Source organism: Pseudooceanicola marinus (assembly GCF_020177265.1).
GTDB classification, from domain to species: Bacteria; Pseudomonadota; Alphaproteobacteria; order Rhodobacterales; family Rhodobacteraceae; genus Pseudooceanicola; species Pseudooceanicola marinus_A.
Genome location: NZ_JAIVMC010000020.1, coordinates 20,565 through 41,909, shown reverse-complemented (window position 1 = coordinate 41,909; position 21,345 = coordinate 20,565). Strand labels below are relative to the sequence as shown.

Below are 21,345 nucleotides of genomic sequence, written 5' to 3'. Positions count from 1 at the left end.
TAGGGCTCAAGACGCGCCATCTGCACGTCGGTCAGCCAGAAAAGGTCAGACATGTCACCGCTCGTTTTTCGAGCCGTGAATCACGCCAACCTGCGGAAAACAATGGGTCCTGACCCTAGTCAGGGGATCAAGCTCTGCAGGCATCGCCAAGAGAAAGAGCAATTTAATTTCAGCTAAAGACGTCTAGATGCTAAGAAGGACGCATAATATGGAAACCCAGGAGATCTCGAGCGAGGCGCACATCTCATAAAAGGGAAGAATTTTGAGAATCATTTCAGAAACTCTATTCGACGCAGCTTCAAATTACCTGGATTACAAGAAGGAGAAAATTGCCGGACACTCTCTACACAAGCGCCTCGTCATCGACTTGCCAGAAGCTCTGAAGCTTGAGTTTCCAGACTTAATGATCACAGGAAGCATAGGGAAGGGAAATTGGGCAGACATTCCTTGGCTTGCTCTACTCCACCCGCTCGTCACAAGCACTCCTCAAGAAGGATTCTACCCGGTCTACCTGATCGACCCAGAGGCGCGATCGGTCGTTCTTTCTCTGAACCAGGGCGTCACAGAGGTCGAGCGGGGTTTCAGTTCTGGAAAGGCAGTTTTCTCTGAGCTCTCCACACGTGCGCAAGTCATGCGTGACAGATGCGGGAAGCTACCACATAGGCTCTCTCAAGCTAAGATCGATCTTCACAACAAGAGATCAAAGAAAGCTCGTCAGTACACTGCTGCCCACGCCTACGGTAGAACCTATGATACAGCCCGCCCTCTAGACGGAGAACAGATGCTCGCCGATCTGAGTATAATGATCCAAGCCTACAACGAAATAATAAGGAATGGAGGACAAGCTGCCCTTGTCGAATTTGAAGGCCGTGACGAGGGCAGCATCGTGGAACGTAAGAAGATGTCTTTACACCAAAGATATGACCGGATGGGGAATGTTCCGGAAATTGTCAAAGACCGAAAAGGATACATCTGCGAAGCTTGCAGCTTTGACTTCGAGCAAACATACGGCGAGCTTGGAAGCCATTACATCGAGGCACATCACCTGAAACCCTTCAAGGACCTTGTCCCTGAAGACGTACGGTACCTAGACCCGATTGAAGACTTTGCAGTGCTATGTGCAAACTGCCACCGTATGATCCACCGCCAAGAAGACCCCTCCGACCTTCAGGCACTTATTGCCGCGATTAAAAAGGGTCGGAAATGACATTCCCGACCCTCTAACGGCGCCCCACTTACCGCGAGAACTTCTTGTACTTCAGCCGCTTCGGCTCCAGCGCATCGGGACCCAGGCGACGTTTCTTGTCTTCCTCGTAGTCCTCGAAGTTGCCCTCGAACCATTCCACGTGGCCCTCACCTTCAAACGCCAGGATGTGGGTACAGATCCGGTCGAGGAAGAAACGGTCGTGCGAGATGACCACGGCGCAGCCGGCGAAATCGGTCAGGGCGTCTTCCAGCGCGCGCAGGGTTTCCACGTCCAGGTCGTTGGTCGGTTCGTCGAGCAGCAGGACGTTGCCACCCGAGCGCAGCAGGCGCGCCATGTGCACCCGGTTGCGTTCCCCGCCCGACAGCAGCGAGACCTTCTTCTGCTGGTCGCCGCCCTTGAAGTTGAAGGCCGAGCAATAGGCCCGTGCGTTCACCTCGGCATCGCCCAGCTTGATGATGTCCTGGCCGTCGGCGATGGCTTCCCAGACGTTCTCGTTCGGGTCCAGATCGTCGCGGGACTGGTCCACGTAGCTGAGCTTCACCGTGTCGCCGTATTCGACCGAGCCCTCGTCGGGCTGTTCCTGGCCGGTCAGCATCTTGAACAGCGTCGTCTTGCCGGCGCCGTTCGGGCCGATGACGCCGACGATGCCACCGGGCGGCAGGGAGAAGTCGAGGCCGTCGATCAGGAGCTTGTCGCCCATGGCCTTCTTCAGCCCCTCGACCTCGATCACCTTGGACCCCAGGCGCGGCCCGTTCGGGATGACGATCTGAGCATTGGCCAGCTTCTCGCGTTCGGACTGGTTGGCCATCTCGTTGTAGGACTTGATCCGCGCCTTGGACTTCGCCTGACGGGCCTTCTGGCCCTGGCGCATCCATTCCAGTTCGCGGGCCAGGGTCTTCTGCTTCGACTTGTCCTCGCGCGCTTCCTGCTCCAGCCGCTTGGCCTTCTGTTCCAGCCAGGAGGAGTAGTTGCCTTCGTAGGGGATGCCCTGGCCGCGGTCGAGTTCGAGGATCCAGCCGGTGATGTCATCCAGGAAGTAACGGTCGTGGGTGACGATCAGGATGGTGCCCTTGTACTCGATCAGGTGGTTCTGCAGCCAGGCGATGGTTTCCGCGTCCAGGTGGTTGGTCGGTTCGTCCAGCAGCAGCATGTCGGGCGCTTCGAGCAGCAGCTTGCACAGCGCGACGCGGCGCTTCTCGCCGCCCGACAGGGTGGTGACGTCGGCATCGTCGGGGGGGCAGCGCAGCGCCTCCATCGAGATGTCGATCTGGCTGTCGAGGTCCCACAGGTTCTGGGCGTCGATCTCATCCTGGAGCTTGGCCATCTCTTCGGCCGTCTCGTCGGAATAGTTCATCGCCAGGTCGTTGTAGCGGGTCAGGATGTCCTGCTTTTCCTTCACGCCCAGCATGACGTTTTCACGCACGGTCAGGTTCGGGTCCAGCTCGGGCTCCTGTGGCAGGTAGCCGACCTTGGCGCCCTCGGCGTGCCAGGCCTCACCCTGGAAGTCCTTGTCCCAGCCGGCCATGATCTTCAGCAGGGTGGATTTACCGGCGCCGTTGACGCCGACCACGCCGATCTTCACGCCGGGGAGGAAGTTCAGGTGGATGTTCTCGAAGCATTTCTTGCCACCCGGGTAGGTCTTGGAGACGCCGGACATGTGGTAGACGTATTGGTAGGCGGCCATGGGGGAACTCCGTGACTCTGGGAAAAAGGGTTTGGCGCTGGATACAGAAAGCGGAGGCAAGGAGCAATCGCCCAGACGTGCCGTGATGCAGGACGGAAACCCCGCGGTCGCTCGGACGAGGTTCGGGGTTTGGGATCGTGGGCATGAGAGGACAGGTGTGCCGGACGATGCGGGCACGGCACCGTCCGGCGGAGGGGGACCGCGAGGCGAGAGCAGCGGTCCTGGGGTTCCGGCTCCGGGACGGGAGGCGGATGGGGTGACTTGACGGTACTCCAGGTTGACGCAGGGTCAAAACACTTTCGGGTCGGGGGCCCCCGTCACGGGCAAAGGCCGCGCGAATTGCGGAAAATTCGAGGAAACGCGCGCCCTAAGGGCACCTAGGCGGCGAAAATCGCCCAATCCGCGGGCAGGGGCCGCCCCGCAGTGTGCGGGCGTTTACCTCATCCTCAGACACTTCGGGTGAGTCTCCCCCCGTCGTCTCGACGCGGGTCGCCCTCGATGTGCCCGGGACGGCAGGTCAGGTCAGCGGGCAGCGCCCGGAAAGGAGTGTCGGTTGGATATCGCACAGGAAACCCGCCCGTGGAGCGCGGAGGAAAAGCGCCTGGGCCAGGAATTGAACGCCATGCTCACGGCGCAGCTGCGCGACGTTCTGCTGAAGGCCTACTCTGTGGTCGATCCGACCATGCGCGCGGTGCCGCCCGATCTATATGAAAAGGAGCTGCGCAAGTTCAACCGCATCTCCACCGGCGACTTCAGCCCCGCCTATTTCGCCGAACAGTCGGAACTGGCCGAGAATATCGCCCGCGACATCTCCTTTCCGAAGTACCTTCAGGGCTATGCGACCTATGCCGGAGAGCTGCTGGTCGCCCTGCAGGAGGCGGCTGAGAGCAAGGGCGCGGGCAAGCGCGCGGCCCTGACGAAACAGCTGATGGTGGCGATCTTCGCCGATGTGGCCGTGGCCATGCATCACTTCTTCGACGTCGAGGCCGAGAATGACCGCAAGGGGATGGAGGCGTTGACCCAGGCACTGACCAGCCTGGCGCGCGGCGACCTGACCTATCGCATCGGCGAGGACGCACCCGCCAAGATCGCCCGCGCCCGGCAGGATTTCAACGAGGCGACCGAGACCCTGCACGCGGCCCTGCAAGAGATCCGCGGCGCCTCCGGCGACGTGCGCGGCGGCAGCGAACATATCGCCTCGGCCATCGAGGCCCTGTCGCGGCGCACCGAAGAGCAGGCTGCGGCGCTGGACCGTTCCACCGGCGCCCTGCGCGGAATCAGCGAGACGGTTCAGGCGACCAATACCGGTGCGGGACAGGCGGCAGGCGCGGCCTCCGAGGCCCGTGGCATGGTCACCCGATCGACCGAGGTCATGCAGCAGACCCAGGCCGCGATGCAGGAAATCTCGGGGTCGTCGCGCGAGATCAGCCAGATCGTCTCGGTCATCGACACGATCGCCATGCAGACCAACCTGCTGGCGTTGAATGCGGGTGTCGAGGCTGCCCGCGCCGGCGAGGCCGGGCGTGGCTTTGCCGTGGTGGCGACCGAAGTGCGTAGCCTGGCGCAGCGCTCTGCCGAAGCGGCGAAGACCATCCGTGACCTGATCGACCAGTCGGTGACCCAGGTGCAGCGGGGCGAGAAGCTGGTGGATGAAACCAGCACGGCGCTGGCCACGGCCCGGCAGAAGGTGACGGAGATCGACACCCTTCTGGCCGAAATCACCAAGTCGGCAGAGGCTCAGGCCAAGAGCATCGGGTCAGTCAGCCAGGAGGTGTCGCACAGCAGCGACCTGACCCAGCAGAATGCCTCGATGGCGGAGGAGACCAACGCGGAGGCGATGCGCCTGCGCGACCAGTCCCAGGCGCTGAACGGGCTGGTGGACCAGTTCCAACTGTCGCCCGCGGAGCACGCAGCGCCGCCTCTGGCCCGTCGGCACGGGTAGGGTTTGCGCGTCACACTCCGTACGGCCCTGCGGAGGAGACTTGACCAGTTGCCCGTGCCGGCGGGCAGCCCTTTCATCCTCATGGCACAGCAGAAGGCCAGGATCCACGCCCGCCCGACCTCTCCGACCTGCCACTCCGGTAACTCGCGCAGAACGGGAACCGCAGGGCGCGGCGCCGCGTTGACCCACCGGACAAGTCGGGCGGGAGCGGCATGACATCAGAGCGGCGGCAGGGCGGATCGAAAGATCGCTCGCAGAACGAACAGCCCGACAAGACTTCCGGCACGCCGCCCGCAGAGGCGGCGCAAGGTGCCGATGGAGATGATCACAGCGCGGCCCCGGTCAGGCGCCAGTCAACAGGGCCTTCCGATCCTTCGGCAGACCGGACGGGCGTAGCCGAGGGGGCGGCGCCGGCCTCCCCAATGCCCCAGGACCCCGATACCCCCGCGCCCCCCCTGCGCCGGGCAGACCAGATGCGGGGCATCCGCAAGCACTTGAGCCACATCCAGTATCTGCTCACCGGCCTTTTCATCCTGTTCCTGCTGTGGTCGGTCTATGTCGCCAAGACGGTCGCCCTGCCCGTGGTGCTGGGCTTTCTCATCGCCCTGACCCTGTCGCCTCTGGTGCGCTGGCTGGCGCGCAAGGGCGTCGCCGAGGGGCTGTCGGCTGTGACGATCATCCTGACCATCGGGCTGACCTCGACCGCCGGCCTCTACATGCTGCGACTGCCGGCCCAGAGCCTGATCGCCGAGGCCCCGCAGATCCAGCAGGAACTGCGCCTCAAGCTCTGGGACGTCATGCAGAACGTGGAGCGACTTCAAGACGCCTCCGAGCAGATGCAGCAGATGGCCGCCGGCGGCGAGGCCGGCGACGACGAGGAGGACCGCGTGGTGGTCACCCCGGCCACCGGGTTCCTGCAGGCCGCGCTCGGCTCCCTTGTCACGTCGGGCACGGTGCTGGTGGTGTCCTTGCTCTTCGCGATGTTCCTGCTCTCCATGGGGGATGCCTTCCGGGCCCGGCTGGTGGATGCCTTCCCGGATTTCCGACGCAAACGACGGGCCGCCCGGATCAGCCGCGACGTGGAACAGCAGATTTCCCGCTACCTGGGGGCGATCACGGTCATCAATGCGGGGCTGGGGCTGTGCATTGGCGTGGCCTTGCACCTGATGGGCATGCCCTATGCCCTGCTCTGGGGCGTGGCGGCCTTCCTGCTGAACTACCTGCCCTACCTGGGCGCCATGGTGGGTGTCGTGGTGTCGGGTGCGGTGGCCGTGGTCACCTACGACAGCCTTGGCGCCGCGTTTCTGGTTCCGCTGGTCTACCTCGGCCTGACCTCGATCGAGGGACAGATGGTGACGCCCTGGCTGGTCGGCCGCCACCTGCGCCTGAACGCGGCGGCGGTCTTCATCGCGGTGGTCTTCTGGGCCTGGCTGTGGGGGGCAGCGGGGGCCCTGCTGGCGGTGCCGATCTTGGTGGTGATCAAGGTGCTGGCCGACCACCTGCCCGGGCTCTCCCTGCTGGGCGCCTTCCTGGAGGGACGGCCTCAGCGCAAACGCGGGCGCCGCCGCCGCGCGCGCGAGGCAAAGGCACGCCATGCAGAGGAAGGCGCGGCGGCGGTCTAGCCGCGCACCTGACCACAGGCCGCGCCACCTTGCCGCCATTTGACTTTACCCCCGCTTCCGGCGCAAATCGCGCAACCGCCCGCGGGCGCCCCGGCTCCGCCGGCCCGGCGCCGCATCGACACGAAGGACGACGAAGCGCCGATGCCCAGCTCCCGACGCCCCCTTGCGCGCCCCGGCCAGCGGATTGGCCTGCTGGGCGGATCCTTCGACCCGCCGCACGAGGGCCATGCGCATATCACGCGCGAGGCGCTGAAACGGTTCGATCTGGATCGGGTGTGGTGGTTGGTCAGCCCCGGCAACCCGCTGAAATCCGACGGCCCCGCGCCGATGGCGCAGCGCCTGGCCGCAACCCGTAGCGTGATGGATCATCCCCGGGTCGAGGTGACGGACATCGAGGCACAAATGGGCACGCGGTATACCGCGCGGACCCTGCGCGGGTTGCAGGCCCGCTATCCCGGCGTCGCCTTCACCTGGTTGATGGGCGCCGACAACCTGGCACAGTTCGACCGCTGGCAGGAATGGCGCTGGATCCTGGACAACGTGACCATCGGCGTGCTGTCGCGCCCCGGCGAGCGGATGGCGGCGCGCAATTCCCGCGCCGCGCGGATCGCCCGCACGGCGCGCCTGCGCGACGCGGAGAGCCACCGCCTGGCAGGTTCCCCCCCGCCAGCCTGGTGTTTCATCGACATGCCGATGGTCGATATCTCCTCGACAGAGATCCGTGCGCGAGGCGGCTGGACGCCCCGGAGCAGTTGACGCCGGACGGGCTGTCTGACGACAAACCCACGCCCCTGTGACGCCCTTTCCCTTGCCCCGCGCGCCGGGCCGCGGCTAGACAGGAGCCATGGATTTGACAACACAGCCCGATTTGCAATGACGTCCTTGTCCCGCCGCGCCTTGCTGGGCGCGATGCTGTCCAGTTTCGCGCTGCCGCTGCAGGCCTCGGCCCCTGCCACATCGCTGCGCCCGCGCCTGCGCCCTGACGGCGTGGACGAGCCGCCGACCGTTCAGGACCTGGTCGATGCGGCCGGGGTCAGCGGCGTCTCCAGCCTGGCCGTTGCGCGCCTGGGATCGAGCGAGCCGCTGGAAAGCGCCGCCGCCGATGCCCCGCTGCCGCCTGCAAGCGTGGGCAAGACCCTGACCGCGCTCTACGCGCTGGCTGTCCTCGGGCCGCAACATCGCTTCGCGACCCGCGTCCTGGGCACCGGCACCCTGGCCAACGGCCGGCTGGACGGGGATCTGATCCTGGTCGGCGGTGGCGATCCCGGCCTCGACACGACCAACCTGGCCGACCTTGCGGGCGAGCTGAAGGCCGCTGGGCTGCGTGAAGTGCGCGGGCGCTTTCTCTACTACGGGGGCGCCCTGCCCGAGGCGCGCCTGATTGACGCCGATCAGCCCGACCACGTGGGGTACAACCCCGGCGTCTCGGCCCTGAGCCTGAACTACAACCGGGTGCATTTCGAGTGGAAACGGCAGGCCGGCAAATGGGCCGTCACCATGGATGCCCGCACCCGCGACTACAGGCCCGACGTGACGATCGCGCGCATGCAGGTCGTCGACCGCAGTGCGCCGGTCTACACCTACGCCGACCGCCAGGGGCGCGACGACTGGACCGTGGCCCAGGGCGCGCTTGGCAACGGCGGCGCGCGCTGGCTGCCCGTGCGGCGGCCCGCGGCCTACGCGGCCGAGGTCTTCGCCACCATGGCCCGGGCCAACGGCATCGTCCTGGACACGCCGGAGGAGACGCGCAGCCTGCCCGCCGCCTCGGAACTGGCGCGCCACGAAAGCCGGCCGCTGGTCGAGATCGCCAAGCTGATGCTCTATTATTCCAACAACCTGACGGCGGAACTGCTGGGCCTGTCGGCCAGTGCCGCGCGCGGCGGCAAACCGGCCTCGATCCGCGCCTCGGCCCAGGCCATGAGCGACTGGGCCCGCGCCACCCATGGCCTGCGCGACGTGGCGATGGTGGATCATTCCGGGCTGGGCGATGCCTCGCGCTTTCCCGCCGCCGACTTGGTGCGCATGCTGGCAGACCGCCAGGTGCATGCCACGTTGAAGCCCTTGCTGAAGGACATCGACGTGAGGGATGACCAGGGGCGCCCCATGTCCGCGCCCGGCTTCGAGGTGGCGGCCAAGACAGGCACCCTGAATTTCGTCAGCGGGCTGGCGGGCTATGTCGTGCGCCCAGATGGCGACGACTTGGCGTTTGCGGTGGTGTCGGGCGACCTGCCCAGACGCGCCTCGCTCAGCCGTGCCGAACGGGAACGTCCCCGGGGTGGCCGGGCCTGGACCGCACGGGCGCGGGGGCTTCAGCAGGACTGCCTGAAACGGTGGGGGGCGCTCAAGGCGCAGGGCTGAGTCGCATTGGACGGCCCCGGCCCTGTCGAAGCGACGCCTTAGCGGCTCTCGCTCGGACCCGGCAGACGGGTGGTTGTCTCTGCAGAGGCCGGCAGGGTGTGGGCCGAAAGGCCCGAGGGCTGCAGCGCGGCGCCCAGAACGGGCACGAGGCAGAGAAGGGCAAGGCCCAGGATGAGAACGAAGCGGCGCATTCCGGTAAACTTCTGAAACAAGGTCATAGGTAAGATATGGGGCAGACCCCGTCCCGATCAATGCGGGTATTCCGGACCCGCAGCCCATGGGCGTCCGTCCGCCCGAGGCTGGCGCCCCTCCGCCGATCCCTGTTTCAGCGCGGAAATGAAGGCCCCTCAGTGCAGCTGAACAGAGGGGCAAGACCAGCTGGCCCTTGGCCACGGCGGATCGGAGCAGCCACAGCCATGCGGTGGCCCGAACTGCCCCGGTGGCACGCCCGTCCGCCGGATCCGCGCCGGCGCCGCGTCACGCCGTCAGGTGCCGGGCCCGGGCGCCGCGTTCGATGGCGGCGGCATGAAGGCGATCGAGATCCAGCTCGTAACGCATTTCCTCCAGCAGGCGCAGCTCACTCTCTCGCAGGGTCCCGTCGGCGGCCGCCACGTCGCAGCACAGGGCGTAGGCGGTTTCATAGAGCCGCTCCGGCAGGTTGTTCCGCACCAGGCCAAAGAGCGCGTCCAGCCCATCCTCCTCGGTGAAGAGATCGAAGACGATCGACGACATCAGCTTGATCCGCGTGTCATCGTAGCTGGCAAAGATCGGCAGGGTGTTCACCTGGTTCTCGATCTTGATCAGTTCGGAGGTACGCATCGTCTCGTCCGAGGCCGAAACGGAAATCATAAGCAGGACCAGGCAATCCTGCGCCGTAAGGGAATGGGGGATGTCGGTGGCCATCGGCGGCGGTCCTTCGCGAAGTCGTTGTTTTGCGGGGCAGCAGGGCCACATTATTGACCCTGCCGCATCCGCACAATAGGAAGCCCGGGTCCCGTCCGGGGGCGAATCCCGAAGGAGAGAACAATGTCCGAGTTGCGCCAAGCCGCATTGGAGTCGAAAGCCTGGCCTTTCGAAGAGGCCCGCCGCCTTGCCAAACGGTACGAAAAGAAGGCGCCGGAAAAGGGCTATGTCCTGTTCGAGACGGGCTATGGCCCCTCCGGCCTGCCCCATATCGGCACCTTCGGCGAGGTGCTGCGCACCACGATGATCCGCCGCGCCTTCGAGGTGATCAGCGACATCCCCACCCGCCTCATCTGCTTCAGCGATGACATGGACGGCATGCGCAAGATCCCCGGCAACGTGCCGAACCAGGAGCGCCTGAAGGAGGACATCCAGAAGCCGCTGACCAGCGTCTACGACCCCTTCGAGACGCATGAGAGCTTTGGCCACCACAACAACGCCATGCTGCGCCGGTTCCTCGACACCTTCGGGTTCGAGTATGAATTCTACTCCGCCACCGACTTCTACAAGTCGGGCCAGTTCGACGAGGTGCTGAAACGCGCGGTCGAGAAGTACGACGACGTGATGAAGGTCATGCTGAAGTCCCTGCGCGAGGAACGCGCGGCGACCTATTCGATCTTCCTGCCGATCCACCCCGAAACCGGCCGCGTCCTCTACGTGCCGATGAAGGAGGTGAACGCGCAGGATTACACGATCACCTTCGACGACGAAGAGGGCCGCGAGTGGACCCTGCCCGTCACCGGCGGTAACGTGAAACTGCAGTGGAAGCCTGACTTCGGCGCCCGCTGGGCCGCGCTTGGCGTCGACTTCGAGATGTACGGCAAGGACCACAGCACCAACACGCCGATCTACGACCGCATCTGCGAAATCCTGGGCGGCAAGAAGCCCGAGCACTTCACCTACGAGCTGTTCCTGGATGATCAGGGCCAGAAGATCTCGAAATCCTCGGGCAACGGGATCTCGATCGACGAATGGCTGACCTATGCCTCGACCGAGAGCCTGTCGTACTTCATGTACCAGAAGCCGAAGACGGCAAAGCGCCTGTATTTCGACGTGATCCCGCGGGCGATGGACGAATACCACCAGCAGCTGCGCGCCTATCCCGACCAGGATGCCAAGGGCAAGGCGGCGAACCCGGTGTTCCACATCCACAACGGCGATGTGCCTGCCTCCGATCTGGTGGTGCCCTTCTCGATGCTGCTGAACCTGGCCTCGGTCTCCGGGGCCGAGAACAAGGAAACGCTCTGGGGCTTCATCCGCCGCTATGCGCCCGAGGCCAGCCCCGAGGGCAACCCGCAGATGGACCAGGCGGCCAGTTTCGCCGTGGCCTATTACAACGACTTCGTGAAGCCGACGAAGGTCTTCCGCCTGCCCACCGAGCAGGAGCGCGAGGCGCTGGAAACCCTGCGCGACGCGCTTCGCGCCTATGACGGCGAGATGACCGACGAGGCGCTGCAATCGGTGGTTTATACCGTGGGCCGCGAACGGTTCGATCCGATGAAGGCCTGGTTCTCCTGCCTCTACGAGGTTCTGCTGGGCGCCAGCCAGGGCCCGCGCTTCGGCGGCTTCATCGCGCTTTACGGCGTGACCGAAACGGCCGACCTGATCGACCGGGCGCTCGCCGGTGACTTCGCCGAGGGCTGAGGCCGGGCCTCACGTGCCAGAAATCGGAAAGGAGGGCCCCGGCCCTCCTTTTTTCTTGTTCCCTGCCCTCTTGGACCGGAATGCGCAAAGGGCACCATGCCTCCTTCCCTTTTCCCCAAGCCTCTGCGCCGGAGGCCTCGCCTGGCCGGGCGATCCCGGCGGTTGCGCCAGCCCGCCCCACTGGGCATTCTGACCCGGGGACCCGCAGGGAGGGGCCGTCATGAGCAGAACCACGGGATACGAACCGCTGAACGTGCCGAAGCCTTTCGGGCCGGATATCTGGATCGTCGACGGGCCGCATATCCGCTTCTACGGCCTGCCCTTTTCCACCCGGATGACCCTGGTGCGCCTGCCCTCGGGTGGCCTCTGGGTTCATTCGCCGATCAAGCCCGAAGAGAGACTGCTGGCGCGGGTCGAGGAACTGGGCCCGGTTGCGCACCTGATCGCGCCCAATGCCATCCACTACGCCTACCTGGGCGACTGGCAGGCCCGTTTCCCCGAGGCCCGGGCCTGGGTCGCGCCGGGCGTCCGGGCCCGCGCCATAGCCCACAAGGTCGAGTTGGGCCCGGCGGAAGAGCTGTCGGCCGGCGCCGGCTGGGAAGGCGTGATCGACAGCTACCTGGTGCGCGGCAGCAAGGTCCTTCAGGAAGCGGTCTTTTTCCATGCCCCGTCTCGCACCGTCGTGCTGACCGACTTCATCGAGAACTTCGAACCGGGAAAACTCCCCTGGCTCTTCGGTCGACTGGTGCGCCTTCTGGGGATGACCACCCCCGACGGACGGATGCCGCCGGATATGTACGCCACCTTCGACAAGGCGGAGCTGCGCCGCTCGGTCGAGGCGATCCTGGCCTGGGCGCCGGAACGTGCGGTGCTGGCACATGGTGCACCCTACGACGCCCGGGCCTCGGCGCGGATCCGCCGCGTTTTCCGCAAGCTTCTTGACGCATCGTAAAGGCGACCTATCCTTCTTGTGATCGGACGAGAGGAGGCGGCGCGATGCGAACCCTTGCAGCAATTCTCACGGCACTATCCCTGACCCTTACCTTCGCTCTGCCCGCGCAGGCCAGCCAGGACATTCGCGACACCATCGGCGCCCAGATGGAAGACCTGCGACAAGGCGATTTCGCCAGCGCCTTCGATCACGCCTCCCCGGGGATCCGCAATTATTTCGGGTCCGTGGAGAATTTCGAGACCATGCTGCGCGGCGGCTATCCGATGGTGATCGGCCCGCGGGAGTATTTCTTCCTCGCCGATCGTCCTGAAACCGAGCGGCGCCAGGTGCAGCCCGTGCAGGTCGAGGACCAGGGCGGCCGCCTCTTCACGCTGGAGTATTTCATGCTGCGCACCGAGGCCGGTTGGAAGATTGACGCGGTGCGCCTGATGGACGTCGCCAAACCCTCCGTCTGATCCGGCTCGAGCGTCGCGCGTCGCGCGCCGCTGACCCTCGTTTCCCTATCGTCGCCCGATCAAGGGCCGCGCGGTCCTCTCGTGAGCCGTTAACCAGCCATTGATACCTCTTCCCTCCGACGCCGCGGGCCGCCGCCCGGGCCGCGAGAGGAAAGGGATTGGGCATGAACAAGGCGATCACGGACGGCATCAATTTCATGCCGCCGGCATTCGAGAACGGTCTGGCGCAATGGTCGAAGGGGGATGGGACACCGGGCTCCGACACCTATGTCGGCGACCCCAACGCCGCGATCATCGCCGCCGATCAGGATTTCGCCGGTTGCCTTGAACTGCTGAAGGGATCGTCGACGCAGAAGCTGCGCCACATGGGGGAAACCCCGATCCTGCCGGGGTGCTACCTGCGCATCTCGGCGCGGGTGAAGGCCGTCAGCGGCAACTTTCCCATCGTGCGGATTGCCGGCTGGGCGGGGGACGTGGGCGACACCCATGTGGCCGGCCTGGTGGAAACCGGCCCCGAGGTGGTCCTGTCAAGCTATGGCGAGGTGGTCGAGGTCAGCGCCATCGTCGGCACCGGTGACCGCGACGGGGTGGACATGCCCTGGGGCACGCAGCCGGTCTACGGCCATTTCGGCCTGGATCTGACCGGCGCCAACGGCGGCATCGTGAGGATCGACGACATCCGCATCGAGGATGTGACGGATGTCTTCCTGCGCGACATGCTGGCCTGGGTCGACGTGCGCGATTTCGGCGCCACGGGCGACGGGGTGACCGACGATTTGGCCGCGTTCGAGGCGGCCGACGCCGCCGCCGACGGGCGGCTGGTCAAGGTGCCCGAGGGAACCTATTATCTGTCCGACAGCATGACCTTCGACAATCGCGTGCAGTTCGACGGCCACGTCACCATGCCCGCCAGCGCCATGCTGTCGCTGACCCAGAACTTCCACCTCCCCGCCTATATCGACGCCTTCGGCGACGAGGAACTGGCCTTCAAGAAGGCCTTCCAGTCACTGCTGAACAACGCCGATCATGAGAGCCTGGACCTGGGCGGGCGGCGCATCAAGGTGACCGAGCCCATCGACATGCAGGCGGCTGTGGCCAACAAGACCAGCTATGCGCAGCGCCGCCATATCTGCAATGGCCAGTTCGATTGCAACGGCGGCAGCGCCTGGGACACCGACATCACCGCCAGCCAGGGCACCTACGACCCGGAAAAACCGACCGAGCTGTCGGGGGTGACCAACGTGGCCAACATCCAGCCCGGGTCCTTGATCGAGGGCAGCGGCGTGGGGCGCGAGGTCTATGTGACCTCGGTCGATGTGGCGCAGCAGAAGATCGAGCTGTCCCTGCCCCTCTACGACGCTGCCGGAACGCAGAACTTCACCTTCAAGCGGTTCAAGTACCTGCTGGATTTCAGCGGCTTCGACTATCTCGACAAGTTCTCCATGTCGGATATCGAGTTCCAGTGTTCCGGCGACTGCAGCGCCATCCTTCTGGCGCAGACCGGGCTGATCTTCCACCTGCGCGACTGTTTCATCACCCGCCCCAAGGATCGCGGCATCACCAGCCATGGCACCGGCTGCCAGGGGATGCTGATCGACCGCTGCCAGTTCATCACCGACGAAAGCGGCACGCTGAGCCAAGACCGCGTGTCGATCGCACTGAACGTCAACGCCAATGACGTGAAGCTGCGCAACAACCGCGTCCAGCAGATGCGCCATTTCGCCATCCTGGCCGGCACCGGCACCATCGTCACCGGCAACCACTTTTTCGGCGGCGACACCGCCGACGCGGGCATCCGGGTGCCTGGCATCGTCCTCAGCCGGACCAACGCGCGGGCGACGATCAACGGCAACTACATCGATAACTTCTTCATCGAATGGGGCAACGAGCACGACCAGGCGCCGGAGTTTTCCAGCGAGTACAGCTTCTCCGGGCTTAACATCACCGACAACATCTGCCTGTGCAGTTCGGTCGCGCCCTGGTTCAGCTTCATCGTGGTGAAGCCCTACGGGCCGGGGCATTACCTGAACGGCATGAACGTCAACGGCAACATCTTCCGCACCATCCAGGGCGCCATAGACCGGGTGGAACGGGTGGATACCACGCACGCGGATCTCGACTACGGGCGCAACAAGAACGTCACCTTCGAGGGCAACATGTACAACGCCGTCTCCGTCAGCACGGTGAACCCGCTGCCGCTGACCCATACGGAGGCCAGCGCCGCCGCCACCTGGACAGTGGATTGCGCCCCGCAGCTGCCCTTCGGGGGCTGGGCCCAAAACGTCGACGCGGTGGTGGCAAGGGGCCGCATCACCAACGGTTCCGACGCGGCCCATTTCGGCATGCCCTATGTCGAGATCGAGAAGGGGGCGGACAAGGATCAGGTGACCCTGCACTGGCAGGAAGCGGTCAAGGGCACGGTCAGCCTGAGGGTGCGGATGGACGATCCGGCCTGATCCGACAGACAGATACGAAACAACAGAAGGCCCCGCCATGCGGGGCCTTTTCGTGTCAGATTACCCTGAAATCAGAGGCCCATATCAGCCGGGGTCAGGCGGAAGGCCTTGCCGAAACCGCCGTTCAGCAACGCCTCTTCGGGGTGGAAGCGGACCAGCAGAAAATCGGCAAACCCGATGTAGAGCTTCGATTTCGGACGTTCGGCCACGTAATGGGCCGAAAGCGCCTCGAAAGCGTCGCTGTCACGGGCGATGACCTCGGGCCGGCACTGGATGGTCAGGCGCGGATGGGTCAGCGGATCGCCCTTGCCGCCCGGTTCTCCCACCATCAGCGAGGCGGGTCGACCGGCCATCAGCGGCGCGGTGTGGGCGGCCAGCTGGCTGACCAGGGTCAGGGGTACGCCCGCCGGATCACACGTCAGCGCGATGCGGGTGACCATCGGCGCGCCATCGGTCACCGTGGCCAGGGCAGCAAAGGGAGCCTCGTCGATCAGGCCACGGCCCAGGGCGCGGGCCTCGTCATCGGTGGGGCGGATCGGATCGGTCTTGGGGGTCTGCTCGGACATGAGCCCGGTCTAGCGCAGCTCGGGCCGGGGCGCCAGACGGGTCCGCATGCCAGGGCTCAGAATTCCCGCCAGACCCCCAGCTTGACCCGGTATGGATCGGTCGAGACCAACCCTGCCGCGGCCCCCACATCCAGGTAAAGTCCGTCGCGCAGCCGCCAGGCGACCGAGGCCTCGACACGCGAGAAGAAGGGATCCCCCATCTGCTGCCCCGATTGCACCTGAAGGTAGTACTTGTGCCCGCTTCGCGCCGTCATCCCCAGGGTCATGTCGACCTTCCAGTCGCCCAGAAGGAGTTCCGGGAAAATCTCGGCCGCCATATCGACCGAGGCCCAGCCCTCGGGCCGCGCGAACCCGCGCCCGATGGACAGGCCCGGGCGCATCACTTGCTGGCCATCAATCTCGCCATAGCCCAGGTCCATCGACGCCTTCAGCCCCAGAAACTCGGGGAGCGGAACCGGCATCGACAGGGCAATGACGGTCTTCTCGAAGCCCGATATGGCCCCGCCCAGATCAGCGGACAGGGTCAGCCGGTCGGTCAGCCCGTATTCATGGTAGTAGGAAAAGCTCGGCGTCAGGCTACCATCCTCGCTGCCGATGCCGCGCAGAGCGGCGAAGGCGAAATGATTACCCTTGCCGCGCGGCCAGGCCCCGGCCTCTGCTCCGTGCAGCCCGGCCAGCCAGAGGATCCCTGCGAAGATGAAACGGAGAGTCACCGGCGCCTCCCTGCCCGGGGCGGTCAGCGCGCTGTGCTGCGGCCTTCCCCGGTCCGAAACGGTCCGGAACAGCCTGGGGTGGCAAGGTTAATGAATTGATAAGGAAGGAAAAGTGACGCGAATTGACGTCGCCATTCTTACCATTTCGTTAACGACCGGGACCGCGCCCAGGCGGCGGGCTCCGCCAGGGCGGGCTGCCGCAACCCGGATTAGGCAGCCGCCTCCTGCCGCTCGGACAGGGTCAGCATCGGGATGCGCACCCCCTGGCCGAAGGCGGTGACCAGGACATCCTCGGGCGCGCCGATCGCCGCCAACTTGGACCGGATGCGGCAGATGTAGACGTCGATGATCTTGGGATCGGGTTCATCCTGCCAGGCGTAAAGCTGCAGCATGATCTGTTCGCGGGTGACCATGCCGCCGGCGCGCAGCATCAGCATCTCGATCAGCTCGTACTCCAGCCGGGTCAGATGCAGGGGCATCTGCCCCCAGTGGACGGAACGATCCTCGACGTTCAGCGTCAGCGCCCCAGAGGTCAACTGTGGCGAGGCGAAACCGCAGGTCCGGCGCACATAGGCGCGCAGACGGGCCGCGATCTCCACCGGCTTGGCGGGCCATTCGAACAGCTCGTCCGCGCCCCGCACCATGAACCGGGTGCGCATCGCGTCTTCCACTCGGCGGCTGACCACGACGATCACCATGCGGGGGTGATCCGCGCGCAGCCGGGCGATCAGGTCACCCGCGTCCATGTCGGGCAGGTCGGGATCGATCAGGATGGCGTTCTGTTCCGCGGAGGAGGCGAACTCCATCAGCTCCGCGCCCGATCCGGCCTCGGTGATGTAGAACCCTTCCTTGCGCAGGGCATGGGCCAGGCCCGCAATATTCCAGGTGGTATCGGCAACCAGAAGGCGCATCCCGTTCTCCTTTTCATCCCTTCGATCAGGATCGACGATGTGAAGAGAGAGATGGCCGCCGACGGAGGGCATCTGCGGCCCACACCGTCGATCAGGATCTTCATGCACAGGGCCTTCGGCCCATCTGTCGGCAGGGGCGGCGCCCGCTGCCTGCGCTGCCGGGTGGGACGTTGCCCTGCTGTCCGGCAAGAAAAGTCATACCCTGTTTACCCCGCGCCGGTCATCTATACGAAAGGATAAGTCTCAAGTTTTCCAGATACTTGGTTAACGTGACAGGGTCAGAGGTTGCGTCCCTGCCCGCCCGCGCCCATCTGGAAGGGAAGCTTGAAACAGGAGGAGATGGCGCATGCGTTGCCCGGTGGATGGAACCGAATTGCTGATGACCGACCGTCAGGGAGTCGAGATCGACTATTGCCCGACCTGCCGGGGCGTCTGGCTGGACCGGGGCGAGCTGGACAAGATCATCGAGCGCAGCGCCGAGGAACTGGCGCCCGCGCCGCAGCCTCAGCCGCAACGTCGCGCCACCCCCGTGCGGGAGTACCGTGAGCCCTACCCGGCCGAGGAACGCGATCGCCGCTACGATCCGCGCGCCGCCCATTACGGCGAGCCGCGCTATGACAAGAAGTACTATAAGAAGAAGAAGCGGAAATCGCTGCTGAGCGAGATCTTCGACTTTGACTGAGGCACAGGCCAGGACCACTGGCGCCGCGCAGACAGCAAAGGCCGGGGTGGTGCGATCCACCCCGGCCTTTCACTTGCCTGCGTCCCGCTCAGGACGCCCGACGCACCCGCCTGTCGGTGACCTTGCGGACGATGACGTAGAAGCTGGGCACGACGAAGACGCCCAGGAAGGTGGCCGCGGCCATGCCTCCCAGCACACCCACGCCGATGGCGTTCTGCGCCGCCGCCCCCGCGCCCGAGGCGATGGCCAACGGCACCACCCCCAGCATGAAGGCGAAGGACGTCATCAGGATCGGGCGCAGGCGCAGCTTGGCGGCCTCTACCGTGGCCTCGATCAGGCCGCGACCCTGCTCCTCCAGGTCCTTGGCGAACTCGACGATCAGGATGGCGTTCTTGGCCGCCAGGCCGATGGTCGTCAGGATGCCCACCTTGAAGTAGACATCGTTCGACCCGCCCGTGGCCCAGGCGGCCAGCAGCGCGCCCAGCACACCCACGGGCACCGCCAACATCACCGAAAACGGGATCGACCAGCTTTCATAGAGCGCGGCCAGCGACAGGAAGACGACCAGCACCGACAGGGCGTAGAGGAAGGGCGCCTGGTTGCCCGACTGCTGTTCCTGGAAGCTGAGGCCGGTCCAGGCCACGCCGTAGCCGCCCGGGATCTCCGCCACCATCTCCTCCATCGCGTCCATCGCCGCGCCGGAGCTGACGCCCTCGCCCGGCGCGCCGGAGATCGACATGGCCCGCGTGCCTCCGTACCGCGCCAGCGAGGGTGAGGCCGCGACCCATTCGGTCTCCATGAAGGCGGAGAAGGGCACCGTCTCGCCGCTGGCATTGACCGCGTACCATTTCTCGATGTCCTCGGGCTGCATCCGGTACTGGGCGTCGGCCTGGACGATGACGGGCCGCAGGTTGCCGTTCATGTTGAAGTCGTTGACGTTCGACCCCGAAAAGATCGTCGACAGCATCGCGTTGACCGAGGTGATAGACACGCCCAGGCTTTCGGCCTTCTGCTGATCCAGATTGATGCGCAACACCGCCTCGTCATCGTTGCCCTGGATGCGCAGGTTCTGCGCCCGGTCGTCTTGGTTCACCATGTCCTCCAGCGTGGTGGCCGCGGCGCGCAGCGCCTCGGTGCCGTTGCCGCCCTGGTCGATCAGGTACATGGAGAAGCCCGAGGTATTGCCCAGCCCCGGGATCGCCGGCGGCTGGATGAAGAAGATCCGCCCGGCGCGGTTGCCGGTGAAGCGGGCATTGCCCGCCGCCACCAGCTCGGTGGCGCCAAGGCCGGTTTCCTCCCGCTCGGTGAAATCGCGCAGTTTAACAAAGAGCATGGCGCGGTTCTGCCCCGAGCCGCCAAAGGCGAAGCCCAGCGAGGTGAAGGTCGACTCGACCGTCTCCGACTGCTCGTTCAGCAGCCAGTCCTCGACCTCTTCCACCACGGCGCGGGTCTGCGCGGTGGTCGAGCCCTCGGTCAGGTTCACGATGATCATCATCACGCCCTGGTCCTCCGCCGGCAGGAAGGATCCGGGGATCTTCTGGTACAGCGACCAGGCCGCGCCGAGGATGGCGACCATCGCCACAAGCACCAGCAGCGGCGCCTTCAGCACGCGCGACACGGTTGCGGAATAGCCGCCGACCATGCGGTCGAAGTTGCGGTTGAACCAGCGCGCGACGCCCGGCCCCTCGCCGTGGGACGGCTTCAGCATCGTGGCGCACAGCGCGGGCGACAGGATCAGCGCCACCAGCGCCGACAGCACCATGGCGGTGATGATGGTGATCGAGAACTGCTGATAGATCACCCCGGTCGAGCCGCCCATGAAGGCCATGGGCAGGAAGACCGCCGACAGCACCAGAGCGATACCGATCAGCGCGCCAGTGATCTGGCCCATGCTTTTCACCGTGGCGTCCAGGGGCGACAGCCCCTCTTCCTCCATCACCCGTTCGACGTTTTCCACCACCACGATGGCGTCATCGACCAGCAGGCCGATGGCCAGCACCATGGCGAACATGGTCAGCGTGTTGATCGTGTATCCGAAGGCCGCCAGCACGATGAAGGTGCCCAGCAGGACCACCGGCACGGCGATGATCGGGATCAGCGTGGCGCGCCATTTCTGCAGGAAGATCAGGATGACGCCCAGCACCAGCAGCACCGCCTCGATCAGCGTGTGATAGACCTTCTCGATCGACTGCTCGACAAAGGGTGAGGTGTCGTAGGCATAGCGGATCTCCACCCCCTCGGGCAGGGCCGTTTCCAGCCGGTCCAGCGTGGCGCGCACCGCCTCGGCGGTGTCGATGGCATTGGCCCCCGTGGCCAGGTTCACCCCGAAGCCCGAGGCGTTGATGCCGTTGAAGATCGAGTTGGAGCCATAGCTTTCCTGCCCGATCTCCACCCGCGCCACATCGCCGAGGAAGACGGCCGACCCGTCCTCCTCGGTCTTCAGCAGGATCTGCTCGAACTCCTCCACCGTGGTCAGCTGGCTTTGGGCGGTGATCGTCGCGGTGAACTGCTGGCCCTCGGTGGTGGGCAACTCGCCCAGCGAGCCCACGGAAACGGTGGTGTTCTGCGCCTGCACGGCAGAGGTCACATTGGCCGGCGTCAGCTGGTATTGGGCCAGCGACAGCGGGTCCAGCCAGATGCGCATGGCATAGCCCGACCCGAAGGCGTTGATGCCCCCCACCCCTTCGGTCCGCTGCACCGGGCCGGTCACCTGGTTGTCCAGGATGTCGCCCAGTTGAACGGTGGAATAGCGCCCGTCGAGCGAGACCAGCGCGCCCACCATCAGGATCGAGGACGAGGACCGCGAGACGCGCACGCCGCTGTCCTGCACCCGGTCCGGCAGCTGGCTTTCGACCTGGCTGACCCGCGATTGCACCTCGTTCTGGGCATCCACCGGCTCGACGCTTTCGTCGAAGGTCAGGGTGACGGAGGAGGACCCCTCGCGCGAGGAGGATTCCATGTAGAGCAGGCCGTCGAGCGCGGTCATCGCATCTTCGATCACCGTGGTGACGGAGTTCTGCACCGCATCGGCGGTGGCGCCGTTGTAGCTGGCCGAGATGCGCACGGTGGTCGGCGCGATCTCGGGGTATTGGGAGACGGGAAGGCGCGTGAAGGCAAAGCCACCGGCCAGCATGGTGACGATGGCCAGCACCCAGGCGAAGACGGGGCGGTGAATGAAGAAATTGACCAT

At 65.4% G+C, this 21,345-nt stretch carries 17 protein-coding genes; 10 read left to right on the top strand and 7 right to left on the bottom strand.

Annotated features, from left to right (window positions below; translation table 11 throughout):
• The first annotated feature begins 262 nt into the window (after positions 1 to 262).
• Positions 263 to 1,207 (top strand): MrcB family domain-containing protein, encoded by a 945-nt coding sequence (locus tag LC066_RS21235; protein WP_224903486.1) that lies wholly within the window; start codon positions 263 to 265, stop codon positions 1,205 to 1,207.
• A gap of 28 nt (positions 1,208 to 1,235) precedes the next feature.
• On the opposite strand, the gene ettA is transcribed toward LC066_RS21235, so the two are convergent.
• Complete coding sequence (gene ettA, locus LC066_RS21230; protein ID WP_222480569.1) at positions 1,236 to 2,891, bottom strand: energy-dependent translational throttle protein EttA; 1,656 nt, start codon at positions 2,889 to 2,891, stop codon at positions 1,236 to 1,238.
• Positions 2,892 to 3,444: 553 nt separating this feature from the next.
• On the opposite strand from ettA, the gene LC066_RS21225 reads away from it, so the two are divergent.
• From LC066_RS21225 to dacB, 4 genes are all read left to right on the top strand, one after another.
• Positions 3,445 to 4,833 carry a methyl-accepting chemotaxis protein gene (locus tag LC066_RS21225; protein WP_224903484.1) on the top strand — a complete coding sequence of 463 codons (1,389 nt, stop codon included), beginning with the start codon at positions 3,445 to 3,447 and terminating at the stop codon, positions 4,831 to 4,833.
• A gap of 422 nt (positions 4,834 to 5,255) precedes the next feature.
• Complete coding sequence (locus LC066_RS21220; protein ID WP_224903481.1) at positions 5,256 to 6,455, top strand: AI-2E family transporter; 1,200 nt, start codon at positions 5,256 to 5,258, stop codon at positions 6,453 to 6,455.
• A 141-nt stretch (positions 6,456 to 6,596) separates the two neighbouring features.
• Positions 6,597 to 7,211, top strand: coding sequence for a nicotinate-nucleotide adenylyltransferase (locus tag LC066_RS21215; RefSeq protein WP_224903478.1), 615 nt, complete (start codon positions 6,597 to 6,599; stop codon positions 7,209 to 7,211).
• A 117-nt stretch (positions 7,212 to 7,328) separates the two neighbouring features.
• Positions 7,329 to 8,813 carry a D-alanyl-D-alanine carboxypeptidase/D-alanyl-D-alanine-endopeptidase gene (dacB, locus tag LC066_RS21210; RefSeq protein WP_224903476.1) on the top strand — a complete coding sequence of 495 codons (1,485 nt, stop codon included), beginning with the start codon at positions 7,329 to 7,331 and terminating at the stop codon, positions 8,811 to 8,813.
• 38 nt (positions 8,814 to 8,851) lie between these two features.
• Here the strand turns inward: dacB and LC066_RS21205 are convergent, their stop codons facing one another.
• Both LC066_RS21205 and LC066_RS21200 read right to left on the bottom strand, forming a co-directional pair.
• Positions 8,852 to 9,031: a hypothetical protein gene (locus LC066_RS21205; RefSeq protein WP_224903473.1), complete on the bottom strand. Its 180-nt coding sequence runs from the start codon at positions 9,029 to 9,031 to the stop codon at positions 8,852 to 8,854.
• Between the two features lie 259 nt (positions 9,032 to 9,290).
• Positions 9,291 to 9,716, bottom strand: a complete 426-nt coding sequence (locus LC066_RS21200) for a tellurite resistance TerB family protein (protein ID WP_222480579.1) — start codon at positions 9,714 to 9,716, stop codon at positions 9,291 to 9,293.
• Positions 9,717 to 9,839: 123 nt separating this feature from the next.
• Between LC066_RS21200 and LC066_RS21195 the strand changes: the two genes are divergently transcribed.
• The 4 genes from LC066_RS21195 to LC066_RS21180 all read left to right on the top strand — a co-directional run bounded on the left by LC066_RS21195 (position 9,840) and on the right by LC066_RS21180 (position 15,283).
• Positions 9,840 to 11,420, top strand: coding sequence for a lysine--tRNA ligase (locus LC066_RS21195; RefSeq protein ID WP_224903471.1), 1,581 nt, complete (start codon positions 9,840 to 9,842; stop codon positions 11,418 to 11,420).
• Positions 11,421 to 11,640: 220 nt separating this feature from the next.
• Positions 11,641 to 12,372: a DUF4336 domain-containing protein gene (locus LC066_RS21190; RefSeq protein ID WP_224903468.1), complete on the top strand. Its 732-nt coding sequence runs from the start codon at positions 11,641 to 11,643 to the stop codon at positions 12,370 to 12,372.
• A gap of 44 nt (positions 12,373 to 12,416) precedes the next feature.
• Positions 12,417 to 12,827: a DUF4864 domain-containing protein gene (locus LC066_RS21185; protein ID WP_222480584.1), complete on the top strand. Its 411-nt coding sequence runs from the start codon at positions 12,417 to 12,419 to the stop codon at positions 12,825 to 12,827.
• Between the two features lie 164 nt (positions 12,828 to 12,991).
• Positions 12,992 to 15,283 (top strand): glycosyl hydrolase family 28-related protein, encoded by a 2,292-nt coding sequence (locus tag LC066_RS21180; RefSeq protein WP_224903466.1) that lies wholly within the window; start codon positions 12,992 to 12,994, stop codon positions 15,281 to 15,283.
• 71 nt (positions 15,284 to 15,354) lie between these two features.
• On the opposite strand, the gene LC066_RS21175 is transcribed toward LC066_RS21180, so the two are convergent.
• The 3 genes from LC066_RS21175 to LC066_RS21165 form a co-directional block, all read right to left on the bottom strand.
• A complete protein-coding gene (locus LC066_RS21175) occupies positions 15,355 to 15,849 on the bottom strand; it encodes a HugZ family protein (RefSeq protein WP_224903464.1) in 495 nt (164 codons plus the stop codon).
• A 56-nt stretch (positions 15,850 to 15,905) separates the two neighbouring features.
• Entirely contained in the window at positions 15,906 to 16,562 is a 657-nt protein-coding gene (locus LC066_RS21170) for a hypothetical protein (RefSeq protein WP_224903463.1), read from the bottom strand.
• A 209-nt stretch (positions 16,563 to 16,771) separates the two neighbouring features.
• A complete protein-coding gene (locus tag LC066_RS21165) occupies positions 16,772 to 17,473 on the bottom strand; it encodes a response regulator transcription factor (RefSeq protein WP_224903461.1) in 702 nt (233 codons plus the stop codon).
• A 346-nt stretch (positions 17,474 to 17,819) separates the two neighbouring features.
• Here LC066_RS21165 and LC066_RS21160 point away from each other — a divergent pair, with 346 nt between their 5' ends.
• Positions 17,820 to 18,155, top strand: coding sequence for a zf-TFIIB domain-containing protein (locus LC066_RS21160; protein WP_224903460.1), 336 nt, complete (start codon positions 17,820 to 17,822; stop codon positions 18,153 to 18,155).
• Positions 18,156 to 18,243: 88 nt separating this feature from the next.
• Here the strand turns inward: LC066_RS21160 and LC066_RS21155 are convergent, their stop codons facing one another.
• Positions 18,244 to 21,345, bottom strand: coding sequence for an efflux RND transporter permease subunit (locus LC066_RS21155; RefSeq protein ID WP_224903458.1), 3,102 nt, complete (start codon positions 21,343 to 21,345; stop codon positions 18,244 to 18,246).